This window comes from Streptomyces sp. NPDC050732, assembly GCF_040654255.1.
GTDB lineage: Bacteria > Actinomycetota > Actinomycetes > Streptomycetales > Streptomycetaceae > Streptomyces.
The window spans coordinates 34,769-51,541 of record NZ_JBFAHP010000021.1; the positions used below are offsets into that span (position 1 = coordinate 34,769).

Here is a 16,773-nt window from a genome sequence, read left to right on the forward strand (position 1 = left end):
CACACGTCAAGCGTGCGCGAACCGCACAGGAGCGGCACAGGAACCGCAGGTCGGGGGCCGATTCCCGGCCCCGGGCGGCGGGCGCGGCACGGCGCGGCGCCCGAAGAGCCGATAGAAAGCGATGTGGCTGCCAGGTGAAAAGGTGGTTGCGTGCGTCTCACATGAGGAGCTTGGACAGGGCCGCAGACAGCTTGGACAGTGCCGCGGTCAGGACGAACGGGGCGGGAGGGTCGACGGGGCGTGGCGAACGTTGAACACAGGAGTGGCGGCGCCCTGGGCACAGGGCCGGCCGGTGGACCGGACTCGCGGATCGGAGCGGTCCGCGTCGTCCTCTGGCTGTTCGCCGCCGTCCTCGCGATCCGGCAGGCGACCGACGTGCTGCGCACCCCCGCGGGCGAGCGCCTCACCGATCTGGAGACCTGGATCGGCCCCGAGGGCGTCCTGCACGTGAAGGGCTCCTTCTACGACGCGGACAAGTTCACCGGCACCCCCTTCGCGGGTCTTGTCCTCAAGCCGCTCGCGCGCTCGGGCGAGCAGGCGCTCGGCTGGGCCTGGACCTTCGGCACGCTCGGCCTCGTCGTCGCGCTCGGCCTGATCGCCGCCCGCGCCCTGCCCCAGCCGGTCACCCGGCGCACCTCCCTGCTCGCCGCCCCCGTGGCGGTCAGCCTGCTCATGCTGTCGCTGCCGGTCCGCAACACCCTGCACCTCGGCCAGACCAGCATCCTGCCCGTGCTGCTCGTCCTGCTCGGCCTCTTCGCGGTCCGCGGCGAGCGGATCAGCGGCGTCCTCATCGGCATCGGCGCGGCCCTGCAGCCGACCATGCTGCTCTTCGCCGCGCTGCTCTGGTGCACCGGCCGCAGGAAGGCCGCCGCGTCCACCGGCGCGGGCTTCGCCGCCTGCACCGCGCTCGCCTGGCTGGCGATGCCGAGCGATTCGTCGACGTACTGGTTCCACCACCTCGGGGGCGCGGGCCTGGGCGCGAACCCGGACGCCAACGCCAATCAGTCGCTGCACGGCATGCTGCTCCGCTTCGGCTTCGAAGGCCCGCTGGAGATCGGGCTCTTCCTGGCCCTGAGCGCGGCCCTCGTCGTCGTCGGCCTGCGCCGCGCGGTGCGCTACGCGAAGGACGGGCAGCTGCTCCTCGCCGTCGCGATCACCGGTTGTGTCGCGGTCGCGGTCGCACCGACGACCTGGCAGCACCAGCTCCTGTGGGTGCTCTTCGCGGTGGTCGGCCGGGTCGGCAAGCGCCGCTCCGACCGCTACATGTGGCCGGTGGCCGTCGTCCTCGTGTCGACGCTGCCCGCCAAGATGATGCTGCCGAACATGCCGGTCACCGAGCCGATCCGGGACAACGTCGTGCTGATCGCGGCGCTCGCCGCGGCCACCGTCGTGCCGTTCCTGTCGCGGACGCACCCGCAGTACCGGAGCCCCATCCCCACGGACTACGCGGCGCCCGTCCCGGCGCGCTGGAAGTGGGTGCCGCTCGTCCCGTTCTGGCGGCGCGTCGTCACCCGCCCGAACCTGCTGCTCGAACTGCTCCTGATCCGCGTCGGCTACTCCGCGTACCAGCAGGTCAGGCTCGCGGCGACGGGCGGCACGATCTCCGGGGGCCGGGCCACCGCCGAGCACCACGGCGAGCAGGTGCACGCGATCGAGCAGTTCCTGTTCATCGACATCGAGCACTGGTTCAACCACCTGACGGCGCGGACCGGCTGGATGGAGGAGTTCTTCAACTTCTACTACACGTCGTTCCACTTCCTGGTGCCGCTGAGCGTCCTCGCCGTGCTCTACGTCCGCCGCCCCGCCGACTACCGCTGGGCGCGCTCGGCGCTCGGCTTCGCGACGGTCCTCGCGCTCATCGGGTTCTGGGCCTACCCGCTCGCCCCGCCGCGTCTGATGCCGGAGCTCGGCTTCATCGACACGGTGCACGGCGTGCAGGACTTCACCCAGCCGGACTACGGCACGCTGACCCAGCTCACCAACCAGTACGCGGCGATGCCCTCGCTGCACTTCGGCTGGTCGCTCTGGTGCGGCCTGGTCATCGCGGTCGTCGCGCCCCGGTGGTGGCTGAAGGCGCTCGGCCTGCTGCACCCGTTCTTCACGGTCTGCGCGATCGTGGGGACCGGCAACCACTGGATCCTGGACGCGATGGGCGGCGCGGCCGTCGTGGGCGCGGGCTTCGGCCTCACCTATCTGCTGTCCGGGCCCCGGGTGCGGCAGCCGCTGAAGGCGGCGACGGGGGCGGAACCCACCGGAGCCACCGGCGTCACCGGCACGTCGAAGGACGACTCCGCGAAGGACCGTACCCCGAGCTGATCTCGTAGGTGCCCGGCGCGGGCACCGAGAGGCGCGTGAACTCGCCGTGCCGCTGCAGGCAGGCGCCCTCCGCCCGGAGCCACGGCGAGTACACGAGGCGCACCGTCACCGAGCCCCGCTCGGGCACCCGCACCACCACGTTCGAGCCGGTGGAGCGGACGACGGCCGCGGGCTTCGACACCAGCGGCACCGGGTCCTTCACCCGGAAGATCTGCCAGTGCGCGTCCTTCCACACCGGCTCCAGCCACTTCGGGCCGCTCGCCACCAGCTCCGCCTCGTCCTCGGCGAAGCCGTCCGGCTTGCCCGCGGGCAGCACGACGTACCCGACGGCCCACTTGTCGAGCCACTTGCGGTAGCTGGCCGCCGAGAACGACCCGTCGTAGAAGAGGCGGCCGCGCTCGATGTCGAGCTGGCGGTTCCAGCCGCGCGCCATGTTCACGTACGGGGCGAGGGCGGTGGCCTCGCGGTGGTTGCGGGTCGGCACCACCTCGACGCGGGTGCGGTTGGCCTCAAGACGCTCCAGCTCCCGCACCACGCCGTGGGTGTCGACCGCCCACTTCGGCACCTTCGTGGAGACCCTCAGGTCGTCGACGGTCTTCTGCACCACCCAGGCCGAGGACAGCACGAGCGCCACCGTCAGGGTGATCCGGCGGGCCCGGGTCAGGCCGGGGGCGAGCAGCGCGGCGAGCAGCACGGCGGGTCCGACCAGCTCCGCGAGCCGCTCGACGTTGGTGCCGATCGGGGAGGGGATGAGGTATGTGAGGACGGTGCCGGCCGCGTAGACCCCGGCGCCCCACCGCAGCACCCGCCACTCGCGCGGCCCCGCCACGATGAGGGCCAGGCTGAACAGCACGGGCGGGAAGATCCGGTCGAAGGGCATCAGGTGCTCACCGGTGAACGGGAAGAGCACCGTGGTCGCGGCGACGACGAGGAACGGCGGCAGGATCAGCGCCGCGGAGCGCACCCAGTCGCGTACGAAGAAGTAGCCGGCGCCCGCCACGACGAGGAAGAGCCCTGCGACGGGGGACCCCATGGTGGCGAGGGCCGCGCACGCCACCGCGGCGACCGTGCGCCGGCGGCCCACCAGGGCGAGACAGGCGGCGAGGCCGAAGGCGAGGCCGAGCGCGAACGTCGTCCGGCCCGAGGCGACGTTGCACCAGACGGCGAGCGACGCGAGCACGGCGGGCCACAGGGGTCTGCTGATGCCGGTGCGCTCGATGAGGACGGCGACCAGCCAGGCGCCCGCGATCCCCGACACCGCCGTCACGGTCTTCACGCCGAGGGCGGCCATCAGATAGGGCGAGATCAGGCTGTAGTTGGCGGTGTGCATGCCGCCGTACCAGAAGAGGTTGTACGCGGCCGTGCCGTGCTCGGAGGCGAACCGCGCCCAGGCCTCCTGCGCCGCGAGGTCGCCGCCGCCCGTCGCGAGGAACGCCACCCACACGGCGTACAGAGGAAGGGTGGGGACGGTGGCCAGGAGCGGTACGCGGTAGCGCCGGACGAAGTGCCGGAGCGGGGGGTTCCGGCCGGTGGACGCAGTGCCGGACGGGGCGAGCGAGACGTCGGCAGAGACCACGGTCACCGTTTCCGTTCGTGTCCAGGGAAGCCAAGGTTCACTTCTCAAGACGCTTCATGCAACGGAAACGTTGGTTCCGTAAAGGTGATTGACCTGATAGGTCGCCTTATGGCGCTCTATCGGCTCATGGCCGGGCGCCGCGGCCGGTGCTGACCCGGAGCTCCTTGACGCCGTTGAGCCAGGCGGAGCGGAGCCGGCGCGGGTCGCCGGTCAGGCGCAGGCCGGGCATGGTGTCGGCGATCGCGTTGAAGATGAGGTTGATCTCCAGGACGGCGAGGGACTTGCCGAGGCAGAAGTGCGGGCCGCCGCCGCCGAAGCCGAGGTGCGGATTGGGGTCGCGGGTGATGTCGAACTTCTCGGGCGACTCGAACACGTCGGGGTCGTTGTTGGCCGAGGAGTAGAAGATGCCGACCCGGTCGCCCTTCCTGATCCGCGCGCCGCCGAGCTCCGTGTCCTGGGTGGCCGTGCGCTGGAAGGAGACCACCGGGGTCGCCCAGCGCACGATCTCCTCCGCCGTCGTGGCGGGGCGCTCGCGCTTGTAGAGCTCCCACTGGTCCGGGTGGGTGAGGAAGGCGTGCATGCCGTGGGTGATGGCGTTGCGGGTGGTCTCGTTGCCGGCCACCGCAAGCAGGATCACGAAGAAGCCGAACTCGTCGCCGGAGAGGTTGCCCTCGTCCTCGGCGGCCACCAGCTGGCTGACGATGTCCTTGGCGGGGCACTCCTTGCGGGCCGCGGCGAGGTTCATCGCGTACGCGACGATCTCCATGGCCGCCTCGGCGCCGATCTCCTCGGTGATGGCGTACTCCGGATCGTCGTACGCCGCCATCTTGTTGGACCAGTCGAAGATCTTGGAGCGGTCCTCCTGGGGAACGCCGATCAGCTCGGCGATGGCCTGCAGCGGAAGCTCGGAGGCGACGTTCGTCACGAAGTCGAAGGAGCCGTCGTCGGCCGCGCCGGCGAGCGCCGTCCCGACGATGGAGCGGGCGCGGGCGCGCAGCGCGTCCTCCAGGGAGCGGATGGCGCGGGGCGTGAAGCCGCGCTGCACGATCTGCCGGACCCGGGTGTGCTCGGGCGGGTCCATGTTGATCATGATCAGTTTCTGGACCTCGATCCGGTCCCGGTCCATCGACTCGTTGAAGCGGATGATCGCGGTGTTGACGTTGGTGGAGAACAACTCCGGGTGCGTGGAGACGTACTTGACATCCTCGTGCCGTGTGACGGCCCAGTACCCCGCGTCGTCGTAGCCGGAGATCCGGTACGGCTGGGTCATCCAGCGCACCGGCTCCGTCCGCCGCAGCTGTGCGAACTCCGGCAGGGGGATCCGGTCCTGGATCAGGTCGGGGTCGGTGAAGTCGAACCCGTCGGGCAGCGCTGGACAGGGCATCGGCAACTCCAGGCGTGAACGGGGTTCCGACGGGCCGCTCGGACGACGTCCTGACGGTCCATCAGAAGGCTTGGCCCGCAAGGTAGTAACGGGTTCTACAAGAGGCAAGGGCCAGAACGGGTCCGGTTGCGTGCGGATACCGGGCAAGGTGCGTGCAAGACCCTTGCGGCACCGGGGCTCCGCTCCGCAGACTGCTGAACGGAACTAGAACGCGTACTAGTTCTACTCGCGAGCCGCCGGGACGGCTCGCGGGACGTGGAGAGGGAGGACGAGCCCATGGCCGCGGAACCCGTCATCGTCGAAGCAGTGCGCACGCCCATCGGCAAGCGCGGAGGCGCGCTCGCCAATCTCCACCCCGCCTACCTGCTCGGTGAGACCTACCGCGAACTCCTCGGCCGCACCGGCATCCACGCCGACTGCGTCGAGCAGATCGTCGGCGGCACGGTGACGCACGCCGGGGAGCAGTCCATGAACCCGGCGCGCACGGCCTGGCTCGCCATGGGGCTGCCGTACGAGACCGCGGCCACCACCGTGGACTGCCAGTGCGGCTCCTCCCAGCAGGCGAGCCACATGGTCGCCAACATGGTCGCGGCCGGCGTCATCGACGTCGGCATCAGCTGCGGTGTCGAGGCGATGTCGCGGGTGCCGCTCGGCTCCGGGTCCAAGCACGGCCCCGGCAAGCCCTTCCCCGACGAGTGGAACGTCGACCTGCCCAACCAGTTCGAGGCCGCCGAGCGCATCGCCCGCAAGCGCGGCCTCACCCGCGAGAACGTGGACTCGCTCGGCCTCATCTCGCAGGAACGGGCGGCCGTCGCCTGGGCCGAGGAGCGCTTCAAACGCGAGACGTTCGCCGTGCAGGTGCCCACCACGGAGGAGGAGCAGGCGGCGGGTCAGGGCATGTGGCGGCTCGTGGACCGCGACGAGGGGCTGCGCGACACCACGATGGAGGGCCTCGGCGGCCTCAAGCCGGTCATGCCGACCGCCGTGCACACCGCGGGCAACTCCTCGCAGATCTCGGACGGCGCGGCCGCCCTCATGTGGGCGTCCAAGCGGATGGCGCGGGCCCTGAAGCTGAAGCCGCGGGCCCGCGTCGTCGCGCAGGCCCTCGTCGGCGCCGACCCGCACTTCCACCTGGACGGGCCGGTCGACGCGACGCGCGCGGTGCTCGGCAAGGCCGGGATGTCCCTGAAGGACATCGACCTGGTCGAGGTCAACGAGGCCTTCGCCTCGGTGGTGCTGAGCTGGGCGCAGGTCTTCGAGCAGGACCTGGAGAAGGTCAACGTGAACGGTGGGGCGATCGCGCTCGGCCACCCGGTCGGGGCGACGGGGGCACGGCTCATCGCGACGGCCCTGCACGAACTGGAGCGCAGGGACAAGGAGTTCGCGCTCATCACGATGTGCGCGGGCGGGGCGGTGGCGACGGGGACGATCATTCAGCGGCTGTAGGTACACGAATCGCCGGACAGGAATAGCCTGTCCGGCGATTGAGGACGAACTCGGCGGAGCCGGTGATGCGGCGGTGCTCAGTGGGACCGTTCAGGCGCCTGTCGCGACGCTCAGTACCAGCCGTTCGCCTGCCAGTGGCTCCAGGCGCCGGTCGGGCTGCCGTAGCGCTCGTTCATGTACTTGAGGCCCCACTCGATCTGGGTCTCGGGGTTGGTCTTCCAGTCGGCGCCCGCGGAGGCCATCTTCGAGCCGGGCAGGGCCTGGACCAGGCCGTAGGCGCCGGACGAGGAGTTGGTCGCGCTCGGGTTCCAGCCGCTCTCGTGCGAGACGATCTTGTCGAACGCGGCGTACTGCGCCGGGTCCGGGATCATCTTCTTGGCGATCGCCTTGGCGGACGCGGGAGCTGCGGCGGGGGCGGCGGCCGGGGCTGCGGCCTTCGCGGTGGTCGGGGTGGCTGCCTGGGCCGGGGCCGCGGCGAAGACCATGCCGGAGGCGGCGGCGGCGACGAGGCCGCCGGTGAGGGCCTTCTTCGGGGAAGCGATGCGGCGGATGAGCGAGGCGGGCACAGAGGACCTTCCGGTGGGGAACGGGGCGGTCGCGGGGCACGCCGTGGCACACGGAAGTGTGGGGGACATGCGGCGGCGCCGAGGCCCGGGGGGCTGTCGGCGCCTTGCGACTCATCCAGAGAAACAGGCCCGGGCCCTCGCCGCAATGACCCCGTTTACTAGTGGAAGCCGCACCCCGTGCCAAATGTCCCTCTGTGACCTGGCTCTCAATCCGCAGGTCAGAGCGGGTATTGATGCATGCACGTCAAGAGCCGCGGGCTACGGCCCTCTTTCGTAGTGGACCAAGGTCCTGTGGGCCGCCTCACGCATACGAGGCCCCGATGTGACGGCACGCAGCGGCCCGCTCACGCCTTGGGGGCCTCGAATGTGACCGGTGCCTCGAACGCGGCCCGGCGCGTGGCCCGCCGGAGCGCCTTCAGGACGGCGGGGCCGAGCGCGAGGCTCAGCAGCACGGTGACCACGGCCCGCGGCAGGTCCCAGCCGAGCGAGGTCGCCAGGCAGTACGCGACGAAACGGCCGAGGTTGTCCGCGAGAGGGTCGCCCGGCACGAAGGAGACACCGGTGGCCAGGCCGCCGAGATACGGCCACCCCTGCAGGTTCATCACCGTGCCGTACAGGACGGAGGAGACCGCTCCATAGGCCGCGAGCAGCCACAGCTCACAGCGTCCGCGCAAGGTGTCCGCCCCCGGCAGCAGCCCCGCGCCCATGCAGACCCAGCCCATCGACAGCATCTGGAACGGCATCCACGGCCCGACGCCGCCGGTCAGCAGCGCCGACGCGAACATCGACACCGCCCCGAGCACGAACCCGAAGCCGGGCCCGAGCACCCGTCCGCTCAGCACCATCAGGAAGAACATCGGCTCGATGCCCGCCGTCCCCGCGCCCAGCGGCCGCAGCGCGGCACCGGCCGCGGCCAGCACGCCCAGCATCGCGATGGCCTTCGCGTCGAGCCCGACGTCCGCGATGGTCGCCACGACCACGGCGAGCAGCAGCGGAAGCAGCGCGGCGAACAGCCACGGCGCGTCCTGCGCGTGCTCGCCGAGCCCCGAATCGCCGTCCGCGAGCAGCGGCCACCCGAACGCGGCCACGCCCACCGCGCTGACCAGCGCGAGGGCGGCGACGGAGCGGAGGCCCAGGCGGATGGGCCGCACCCGGCGCGGGCCGCCCGGCGCGACAGGGTCTTTCCGTGTGGCCGTCACGACGCCCCCTCCCCCTCCCCGTCCGCGTCCCCCTCCGCGTCGAGAGCCTGCCGTACCTGCGCCACCGTCAGCCACTCCTGCGGCGCGAGGACCTTCGTGACCTGCGGCGCGAAGGACGGCGACGACACGACGATCTGCTCGGTCGGACCGTCCGCGACGACCTCGCCGTCCGCGAGGATCACCACGCGGTGGGCGATCTCGGCGGCCAGCTCCACGTCGTGCGTGGCCAGCACGATCGCGTGCCCCTCGGCGGCGAGCCCCCGCAGGATCCCGACCAGCCGCGCCTTGGCGGCGTAGTCGAGGCCGCGGGTCGGCTCGTCCAGGAGGAGCAGGGGCGGGCGCGTGGCCAGGACGATCGACAGGGCGAGCGCGAGACGCTGCCCCTCGGAGAGGTCCCGGGGGTGCGTGTCGTCGGCGATGCCGGGCAGCAGCTCGCTCACCAGGGCGCGGCACGCCCCCGGCGGCGCGCCCGCGTCCCGGTCGGCGGCCGCGCACTCGGCGGCCACGGTGTCCGCGTACAGCAGGTCGCGCGGTTCCTGCGGGACGAGGCCGACGTGCCGGATCAGCTGCCGCGGTGTCGTGCGGTGGGGGACCGCGCCGCCCACCAGGACCGTGCCGGACGTGGGCTCCAGCAGACCGACGAGGGCGGACAGAAGAGTGGACTTCCCGGCACCGTTGCGGCCCATCAGGGCGACGGTCTCGCCGGGGGTGACGGTGAGGTCGACGCGGCGCAGCGCCTCGACGCGGCCGCGGCGCACGGCGAGGCGTTCGACGCGGGCGGCCGGCGCTGCTTCGGGTGTACGGGGCGTACGTTCCTTGCGCAGCCGGGACCACCGGCCGGGCGCCCGCTCGGCGGCCGGCGCGGCAGGCGGCACCTCCCGGCACGGGCCGGCCCCCGCGAGCCGCTCCCGCAGCGCGCCCGCCCTGCGTCGCGCGTCCCGCACGGTCAGCGGCAGCGGCGACCAGCCGGCGAGGCGGCCGAGCGCGACCACCGGGGGGAAGACGGGGGAGCGGGCCATCAGCGTGGCGGGGTCGCCGAGTACGGGTGCCTCGCCCGGCGCGGCGAGGAGCAGCACCTGGTCCGCGTACTGCACCACGCGCTCCAGGCGGTGCTCGGCCATCAGGACGGTCGTACCGAGATCGTGCACCAGCCGCTGCAGTACGGCGAGGACCTCTTCCGCGGCGGCCGGGTCGAGCGCGGACGTCGGCTCGTCGAGGACGAGGACCCGCGGGTGCGGGGTGAGGACCGAGCCGATGGCGACGCGCTGCTGCTGGCCGCCGGAGAGGGTCGCGATGGGGCGGTCGCGCAGGTCGGCGAGGCCGAGCAGATCGAGGGTCTCCTCGACGCGCCGCCGCATCACCTCGGGGGCGAGGCCCAGCGACTCCATGCCGTACGCCAGCTCGTCCTCGACGGTGTCGGTCACGAAGTGCGACAGCGGGTCCTGCCCCACGGTCCCGACGACGTCGGCGAGCTCGCGCGGCTTGTGCGTACGGGTGTCGCGCCCCGCCACGGTCACGCGGCCGCGCAGGGTGCCGCCCGTGAAGTGCGGCACGAGCCCGCTCACGGTGCCGAGCAGCGTCGACTTCCCGACCCCGGACGGCCCGACGAGCAACACGAGCTCCCCCTCGGGAACGGCAAGGTCGACCCCGCGCACGGTGGGCCCCACCGCCCCCTCATACGTCACCGACACATCCTCGAAGCGGATCATGAGGTCTCCTCGGGGGATGGGGGAGCTGTGGGGGGCGTGGGGGACGTGGGCGGTACGGCCGGAGCAGGCGTCACCGACTCGCCGTCGCGGCGAGCGGGGGCGGTCCGCCATGCGGCGGGGGAGGGCTGTTGCGCGGGGGCGGAGGCCCCGCCCGTACGGGAGGGCCCGCCCGCACCGGAGGCCCCGCCCGTGCGGGACGCGTCCCCGGCCGGGGCCGGGGCCACCAACGCCGGGAGCAAGCCCAGCAGTGTCGCCGCCGCCGGCCACAGCGGCAGTGTGGGGGCGGTCAGGGGGACGACGCCGGGGTGCAGCAGGGCCGACGGGTCGTGGGAGGCGGACCAGATCGTCAGGCCCGCCACCGCGATTCCGGACGCGGAGACCAGCCAGGCGCGGGGGCCCCACGGGTCGGGCCGGTAGCGGGTGCGTACCGAGCGGCGGCCGCCGAGCCGCAGCCCCGCCAGCGCGGCGAGCAGGCCGACGAGCAGGCAGACCAGGCCGTACGAGGCGCCTTGCGCGGTCAGCAGTCCGTACGTCCCCACGCAGACACCCATCAGGCCCCCGAGCGTCAGCACAGCCGTCGCCCTGCGCACCGCGGCGGGCACGGGGGCGGTGCGGCCGAAGCCGCGCGCGTCCATCGCGGCGGCCAGCGCCACCGACCGCTCCAGGGCGCCCTCCAGGACGGGGAGGCCGACCTGGAGGAGTCCGCGGATGCCACTGTCCGGACGGCCGCGCAGTCGGCGCGCCGCGCGCAGCCGCTGCACGTCGACGATGAGGTTCGGGGCGAACGTCATCGCCACGACGACGGCGACTCCCACCTCGTACAGCGCGCCCGGCAGCGACTTCAGCAGCCGCGCCGGGCTCGCCAGCGCGTTCGCGGCGCCGACGCAGATCAGCAGGCCGGCGAGACGGATCCCGTCGTAGAGCGCGAAGGTCAGGCCCTCGGCCGTGACGCGGCCGCCGATCCGCACCCCCTTCGCCCAGTCGGGCAGCGGCACCTCGGGCAGCGTGACGACGGTGTGCGTGCCGGGGATCGGCGAGCCGAGCACGATCGCGAAGACGAGACGGATCGCGATGACCACCAGGCCCAGCTTCACGAACGCGCCGTACGACTTCGCCCACGGCGCCGACGTCCGCCGCGCCGCCACCACATAGCCGGCGACGCAGATCAGCATGCCGAGCAGCAGCGGATTGGTCGTGCGGGACGCCGCGGTGCCCAGGCCGATGGCCCACACCCACCAGGCGCCCGGGTGCAGGGCGTTGCCCCGGTGCGCCTCGGGGGCGGCGAGGCGGCGCCGGAGTGGGCCGGGCGCACTGCTGCCGTGGTCGGTCATGGTGCTCTGCTGTCCGTGTCCGTGTCAGTCCGTGTCGGTCCGGGGCCGCGTCGGCCGGGGCCGCGTCAGCCGCGGCGGCGCCGGGCCTGCCAGATCGCGGCACCGCCGAGCAGCGCGACGGCGGCGATCCCGGCGACCAGGCCGAGGGACGGCCCGCCGTCGTCCTGCGCGGTGTCCGAGTCCGTCTTCGGGCGCGCCTCGGTGGTGACGGATCCGTTGACCTGCTCGCCGCAGCCCGACTTCGGGTAGCCGTCGATGGCGCAGAGCAGCGCCTTGGTGTCGTAGCGCAGCGGCTTGGCGACCGAGGCGAGGGCGTCCGCGCTGGTGGCGTCGGAGGCGACCCGCGCGCAGGCCGTCCGGGGCGCGGGCGGCGTCTCGCCCTTGGGGGCGTCCTTCGGCAGGCCGAAGTCGATGACCAGCGCGACCCGCTTGCGGCCGTCCTCGGCGGGCGTGCTCGCGCAGATGTCCTCGAAGCCGGCGGGGCCGCGGGGCCGGGCGGAGTCCTTGGAGTCGTCGGAGACGGAGAAGCGGAACCCCTGCACGTCACCGTCGTCGGGGCGCGCGGTGCCCGGCCCCTGGCTGGCGTACGTCCACTGGTCGCCGTCCCGCTCCCAGAACGACCAGTAGCGGTAGCCGACGGCCTGGGCGGGCGCGGCGAGGAGGAGGCCGAGCAGGGCCCCGAGGAGCGCCCCCGCCACCAGCCGGCCGCGCCGCACCAGGCCGCGCGTCACGGCTGCTGCTTCTTGCGGTTGCCGCTGTACAGGAAGCCGATGCCGATGCCGGCGACCATGCCGACGCCGATGATCCACCAGATGCTGACGCCGCCGTCGTCGTCCTTCTTCTCGTCCGCGTCGGAGGCGGCCGGGGACTTCGCGGACTGCGGGGCCGGGCCCTGGGCGTTCAGCTGCTTGACGAGGTCGGCGCCGCCGAAGTCGCGGGGGTCCATGCCCGCGGCGTTCGCGGCGAAGATCAGCTGGGAGTAGGCGGCGGGGCCGGACTGCTTCGCCCAGTCCGCGGAGTTCTCCGCGAGCCACTCGGCGGACTTCTCGGCACGCTCCTGCTGCCCGGCGGCGGCGACGGCGAGCACGGCGTCGGCGGTGTTGCCGAAGTCCGGCTGGTCCGTGGAGCCCGGCATCGACGACATCAGGTGGTCGTCGGTCTTGCCGAGGGTGTCGAGGAGATAGCCGGTGCCGTTGCTCGCGGCCTGCGCGGCGGTGTCCGGCTTCGCGCACTTGGGCGCGGCGGTCTCCCGCTTCTTGGGGGGCGTCACGAGGACGCCCTTGCCGAGGCTGCCGAGCACGCCGGCCGCGGTGGCGTCGGCGTTCGGCGTGAGCTTGCCGGACTTGGCGTCGGCGAGGCCGAAGGCGCCGTTCCCCTTGGCGCAGTCCATGGCGAGCTTCGGCAGCGCGTCGTAGGCGGACTTGCCGTCCTGGGACTTGATGTCCGCGGGGTTGCGGCCCGCGGCGGCGAGGGCGCCGATCACGATGCCGGTGGAGTTCGCGTCGGTGGGCAGGCCCGGGTTGTAGCCCCAGCCGCCGTCCTTGTTCTGCACGGACTTCAGCCAGTCGACGCCCTTCTTGACCGCCGCGTCCTGGTGGCCGAGCGCGGCGAGGGCCTGCACGGCGGCGGCCGTGGAGTTGCTGTCGACCGCCGTCTTGGAGTTGCACGGCTCGGTCGAGTCCGCGCGGTACGCCGCGAAGCCGCCGCTCGCGCACTGCTGCCCGGTCAGCCAGTCGACGGCCTTCGCGGCGGGCTCGACGCCCTGGCTGTGCTGGGCGAGCAGGGCGTACGACTGGCGGAAGACGCCGTCGAACTTGGGGTCGCTCTTGCCGTAGAGGCCCGAGGGGAGGGCGGTCGAGGGCGACGGCTTCCCGTCGTCCGCGAAGGCGGCCGGTGCTGCCACCGAGCCGAACACGGCTACGGCGGCCAGGACCGCGGCGCTGCGGCGAACGTTCATGATGCGGCGGGTTGCCTCTCCCTGCGGGGAGCGGGGCGGCGCGGCGCGTGCGAGCACGGCTGCCGGGCGGCTCCGGCTCCGTATACCTCGACGGTGCCGCTCATCGGGGTCCGATGAAGCGAGCCGGTCACGTTCCGCACCGGGCATTCCGGCTTGCCACGCGCAGTGGCATGCGATTGGGGCCTCCCCCGCTCGGGCGAAGCCGAGAGCTCGGGGAAGGGTCAGCGCCGGATTCGCACCGGCTTCCCCCTGCGCGGACGTGAGGACGACTCGCCCACTCTACCGGCCGGTCGGCGCGCGCCTCCGGTCACACCGCCACGAACGTGACCGGGTCGCTCCCCGCCACGGCCTCCGCGCGGCCCAGCTTCACCAGGCGCCGCACATGCGCCTCGGCCTCCGAGACCGCGATGTTGCGCGAGCCGTAGGGGATCTCGGCCCAGGGGCGGTTCCACTCCATGCGGGCGGCGATCTGCCAGGGGGTGAGGGGCTCGGCGAGCAGGGTGAGGAGGCCGGTCAGGCGGTCCTCGTGGTGGGCCAGGAGTGCGCGGACGCGGGCGGGGGCGTCGGTGAAGGCGCGCTGGTGGGCGGGGAGGATCTCGGCCGGGGCGAGGCGGCCGACGCGCTCCAGGGAGTCCAGGTAGTCACCGAGGGGGTCGGTCGCCGTCTCGGCGTCGGGGTCCTCGTACAGGCCGATGTGCGGGGTGATGCCGGGCAGCAGGTGGTCGCCGGAGAAGAGGCGGCCGTGGCCGGGCAGACCCGTGGGGTGGTCCTCCTCCAGGTGCAGGCAGACGTGGCCCGGTGTGTGGCCGGGCGTCCAGATCGCGCGCAGCCTGCGGCCGGGCAGGGCGAGGAGTTCGCCGGGGGTGATGGAGCGGTCGGGGAGGGCGGGCGCCAGGCCGGGGAGCTTGCGGGGGCGGCCCTCGTCCCTGGCGCGGACGAGCGGGGCGATGTGGTCGGCGGGGGCGCCGGCGGCCGTGAGCTTGTCGACCAGGTACGCGTACCAGCGGTCCGGGGGGCTGGAGCGGGTGCGGCGGACCACGGCCGCGTCGGCCTCGTGCATGGCGATCCACGCGCCGGAGGTGTCCCGGACCCGCTGGGAGAGCCCGTGGTGGTCGGGGTGGTGGTGGGTGATGACGACGCCGTGCACGTCACCGGCCGCGACGCCGCACGCGGCGAGCCCGGCGGTGAGGGTGTCCCACGACGTCGGGTCGTCCCAGCCGGTGTCGATGAGGACGGGCCCCGCGTCGGTGTCGAGGAGGTGGACGAGGGTGAAGCCGAGGGGGTTGTCGGGGATCGGGACCTTGATGCTCCGGACGCCGCCGCCGTGCTCGATCACCGGCGGCTCGGTCACCTGCGGGGTCGGGGTCATGGGGCCTCGTCTCTCGTCGCCGGGTGCCGCCACTATAACTAGAACTAGTTTCAATGGTCGCCCAAGTCGACCGACCTGGAAGCGAGTTGTCCCTTCCTTCCGTGGACTCCTCCAACTAGAACTGATATCAGTTCTGAAACAGCGTCAGGAACCGCCCCGCAGGAGGCAGTCAGCCATGACCGAGCTCGTGGAACACGGACAGCTGTTCATCGGCGGGGAGTTGGTGGACCCGCTCGGCAAGGACACCATCGACGTCGTCTCCCCGCACACCGGCGAGGTCTTCGCACGCGTGCCGCACGCGGCCCCCGCCGATGTCGACCGCGCCGTCGCCGCCGCCCGCAGGGCCTTCGAGCACGGGCCGTGGCCGCGGATGAGCCTGGACGAGCGCATCGAGGTCATCAGCAGGATCAAGGACGGCTTCGCGGTACGCCACGAGGAGATCGCCCGCGTCATCAGCACCGAGAACGGCACCCCCTACACCTCCAGCGTGATGGTGCAGGCGCTCGCCGCGATGATGGTGTGGGACGCGGCGATCACCGTCGCCCGCGACTTCCGGTACGAGGAGGCGCGCGACGGAGTCCTCGGCAGGATCCTCGTCCGGCGCGAGCCGATGGGCGTCGTCGCGGCCGTCGTGCCGTGGAACGTCCCGCAGTTCACCGCTGCCGCCAAGCTGGCGCCCGCGCTGCTCGCCGGCTGCCCGGTGATCCTCAAGACCTCCCCGGAGGCGCCCCTCGACGCGTACATCCTCGCCGAGCTGGCCGCCGAGGCCGGGCTGCCCGAGGGAGTCCTCTCGATCCTCTCCGCCGACCGCGAGGTGAGCGAGTACCTCGTCGGGCATCCCGACGTCGACAAGGTCTCCTTCACCGGGTCCGTCGCCGCGGGCAAGCGCGTCATGGAGGTCGCAGCCCGCAACCTCACACGCGTGACGCTGGAGCTGGGCGGCAAGTCGGCCGCCGTCGTCCTGCCGGACGCCGACGCGGCGAGCGCGGTCGCGGGCATCACGCCGTTCGCCTGGATGATCAACGGCCAGGCGTGCGTGGCCCAGACCCGCATCCTCGTGCCGCGCACCCGCTACGACGAGTTCGCCGAGGCCTTCGCCGCCGCCGCGTCCGCCCTCAAGGTCGGCGACCCCCTCGACCCCGCCACCGAACTCGGCCCGCTCGTCGCCCGGCGCCAGCAGCAGCGGTCCCTCGACTACATCCGCATCGGCCAGGAGGAGGGCGCCAAGATCCTCGCGGGCGGCGGCCGGCCGCCCGGCCTCGACCAGGGCTGGTACGTCGAGCCGACCCTGTTCGGCGGCGTCGACAACTCCATGCGCATCGCCCGCGAGGAGATCTTCGGACCCGTCATCTGCCTGCTGCCGTACGGCGACGAGAGCGAGGCGGTGCGGATCGCCAACGACTCCGACTACGGACTCAGCGGCAGCGTCTGGACCGCCGACGTCGAGCGCGGCATCGACATCGCGCGGCAGGTGCGCACGGGAACGTACTCCGTGAACACCTTCAGCCTCGACATGCTCGGCCCCTTCGGCGGCTACAAGAACTCCGGCCTCGGCCGCGAGTTCGGCCCCGAGGGGTACGGCGAGTACTTCGAGCACAAGATGATCCACCTCCCCGCGGGATACGAAGGGGCGGGACACGAAGGGGCGGCACACGAGGGGAGTGGCGCCTGATGGGCGACCGCTGGCGCGTCGAGGTCGACCGGTCGGTCTGCATCGGCTCCGGGATGTGCGTGCTCACCGCGCCCGGCGGCTTCGAGCTGGACACCGCCCGCCAGTCACACCCCACCGCACCCGAGACCGACGCCGACGAAAAGGTCCTGGAGGCCGCGGAGGGCTGCCCGGTCGAGGCGATCACGATCACCCTCGCCGACGGCGGCGAGATCGTCTTCCCGCCGGAGGAGTAGCCCGGAAACGCCCCA

Annotated in this window: 13 protein-coding genes; 4 read left to right on the top strand and 9 right to left on the bottom strand. The window is 72.8% G+C overall.

The genetic code is table 11. The annotated features are described in order from the left end of the window. Positions 1-273 precede the first annotated feature (273 nt). Entirely contained in the window at positions 274-2,316 is a 2,043-nt protein-coding gene (locus tag AB0H82_RS20355) for a bifunctional glycosyltransferase 87/phosphatase PAP2 family protein (protein WP_362994725.1), read from the top strand. On the opposite strand, the gene AB0H82_RS20360 is transcribed toward AB0H82_RS20355, so the two are convergent. After that, complete coding sequence (locus tag AB0H82_RS20360) at positions 2,267-3,898, bottom strand: hypothetical protein (protein WP_362994563.1); 1,632 nt, start codon at positions 3,896-3,898, stop codon at positions 2,267-2,269. The two genes, AB0H82_RS20355 and AB0H82_RS20360, sit on opposite strands and share 50 nt — an antisense overlap. Before the next feature lie 118 nt (positions 3,899-4,016). Then, on the bottom strand, positions 4,017-5,276 hold the full coding sequence (locus AB0H82_RS20365; protein ID WP_362994565.1) for a cytochrome P450: 1,260 nt from the start codon (positions 5,274-5,276) through the stop codon (positions 4,017-4,019). A 276-nt stretch (positions 5,277-5,552) separates the two neighbouring features. On the opposite strand from AB0H82_RS20365, the gene AB0H82_RS20370 reads away from it, so the two are divergent. After that, positions 5,553-6,722, top strand: coding sequence for a steroid 3-ketoacyl-CoA thiolase (locus tag AB0H82_RS20370; RefSeq protein ID WP_362994567.1), 1,170 nt, complete (start codon positions 5,553-5,555; stop codon positions 6,720-6,722). A gap of 110 nt (positions 6,723-6,832) precedes the next feature. Here the strand turns inward: AB0H82_RS20370 and AB0H82_RS20375 are convergent, their stop codons facing one another. The 7 genes from AB0H82_RS20375 to AB0H82_RS20405 all read right to left on the bottom strand — a co-directional run bounded on the left by AB0H82_RS20375 (position 6,833) and on the right by AB0H82_RS20405 (position 14,853). Next, positions 6,833-7,288 carry a transglycosylase SLT domain-containing protein gene (locus tag AB0H82_RS20375; RefSeq protein ID WP_362994569.1) on the bottom strand — a complete coding sequence of 152 codons (456 nt, stop codon included), beginning with the start codon at positions 7,286-7,288 and terminating at the stop codon, positions 6,833-6,835. Between the two features lie 344 nt (positions 7,289-7,632). Further along, positions 7,633-8,487, bottom strand: a complete 855-nt coding sequence (locus AB0H82_RS20380) for an ECF transporter S component (protein ID WP_362994571.1) — start codon at positions 8,485-8,487, stop codon at positions 7,633-7,635. Continuing rightward, on the bottom strand, positions 8,484-10,196 hold the full coding sequence (locus AB0H82_RS20385; RefSeq protein ID WP_362994573.1) for an ATP-binding cassette domain-containing protein: 1,713 nt from the start codon (positions 10,194-10,196) through the stop codon (positions 8,484-8,486). The genes AB0H82_RS20380 and AB0H82_RS20385 overlap by 4 nt, the downstream gene beginning before the upstream one ends. Beyond that, positions 10,193-11,527: an energy-coupling factor transporter transmembrane component T gene (locus AB0H82_RS20390; RefSeq protein ID WP_362994575.1), complete on the bottom strand. Its 1,335-nt coding sequence runs from the start codon at positions 11,525-11,527 to the stop codon at positions 10,193-10,195. The genes AB0H82_RS20385 and AB0H82_RS20390 overlap by 4 nt, the downstream gene beginning before the upstream one ends. 65 nt (positions 11,528-11,592) lie before the next feature. Beyond that, positions 11,593-12,258 carry an SCO2322 family protein gene (locus tag AB0H82_RS20395; protein WP_362994577.1) on the bottom strand — a complete coding sequence of 222 codons (666 nt, stop codon included), beginning with the start codon at positions 12,256-12,258 and terminating at the stop codon, positions 11,593-11,595. Beyond that, positions 12,255-13,484: a prenyltransferase/squalene oxidase repeat-containing protein gene (locus tag AB0H82_RS20400; RefSeq protein ID WP_362994579.1), complete on the bottom strand. Its 1,230-nt coding sequence runs from the start codon at positions 13,482-13,484 to the stop codon at positions 12,255-12,257. The genes AB0H82_RS20395 and AB0H82_RS20400 overlap by 4 nt, the downstream gene beginning before the upstream one ends. A gap of 307 nt (positions 13,485-13,791) precedes the next feature. Further along, on the bottom strand, positions 13,792-14,853 hold the full coding sequence (locus AB0H82_RS20405; RefSeq protein WP_362994581.1) for an MBL fold metallo-hydrolase: 1,062 nt from the start codon (positions 14,851-14,853) through the stop codon (positions 13,792-13,794). A 175-nt stretch (positions 14,854-15,028) separates the two neighbouring features. Between AB0H82_RS20405 and AB0H82_RS20410 the strand changes: the two genes are divergently transcribed. Beyond that, complete coding sequence (locus tag AB0H82_RS20410) at positions 15,029-16,525, top strand: aldehyde dehydrogenase (RefSeq protein ID WP_362994583.1); 1,497 nt, start codon at positions 15,029-15,031, stop codon at positions 16,523-16,525. Continuing rightward, positions 16,525-16,758: a ferredoxin gene (locus tag AB0H82_RS20415; RefSeq protein ID WP_362994585.1), complete on the top strand. Its 234-nt coding sequence runs from the start codon at positions 16,525-16,527 to the stop codon at positions 16,756-16,758. Before AB0H82_RS20410 ends, AB0H82_RS20415 begins: the two co-directional genes overlap by 1 nt. Positions 16,759-16,773 lie beyond the last annotated feature (15 nt).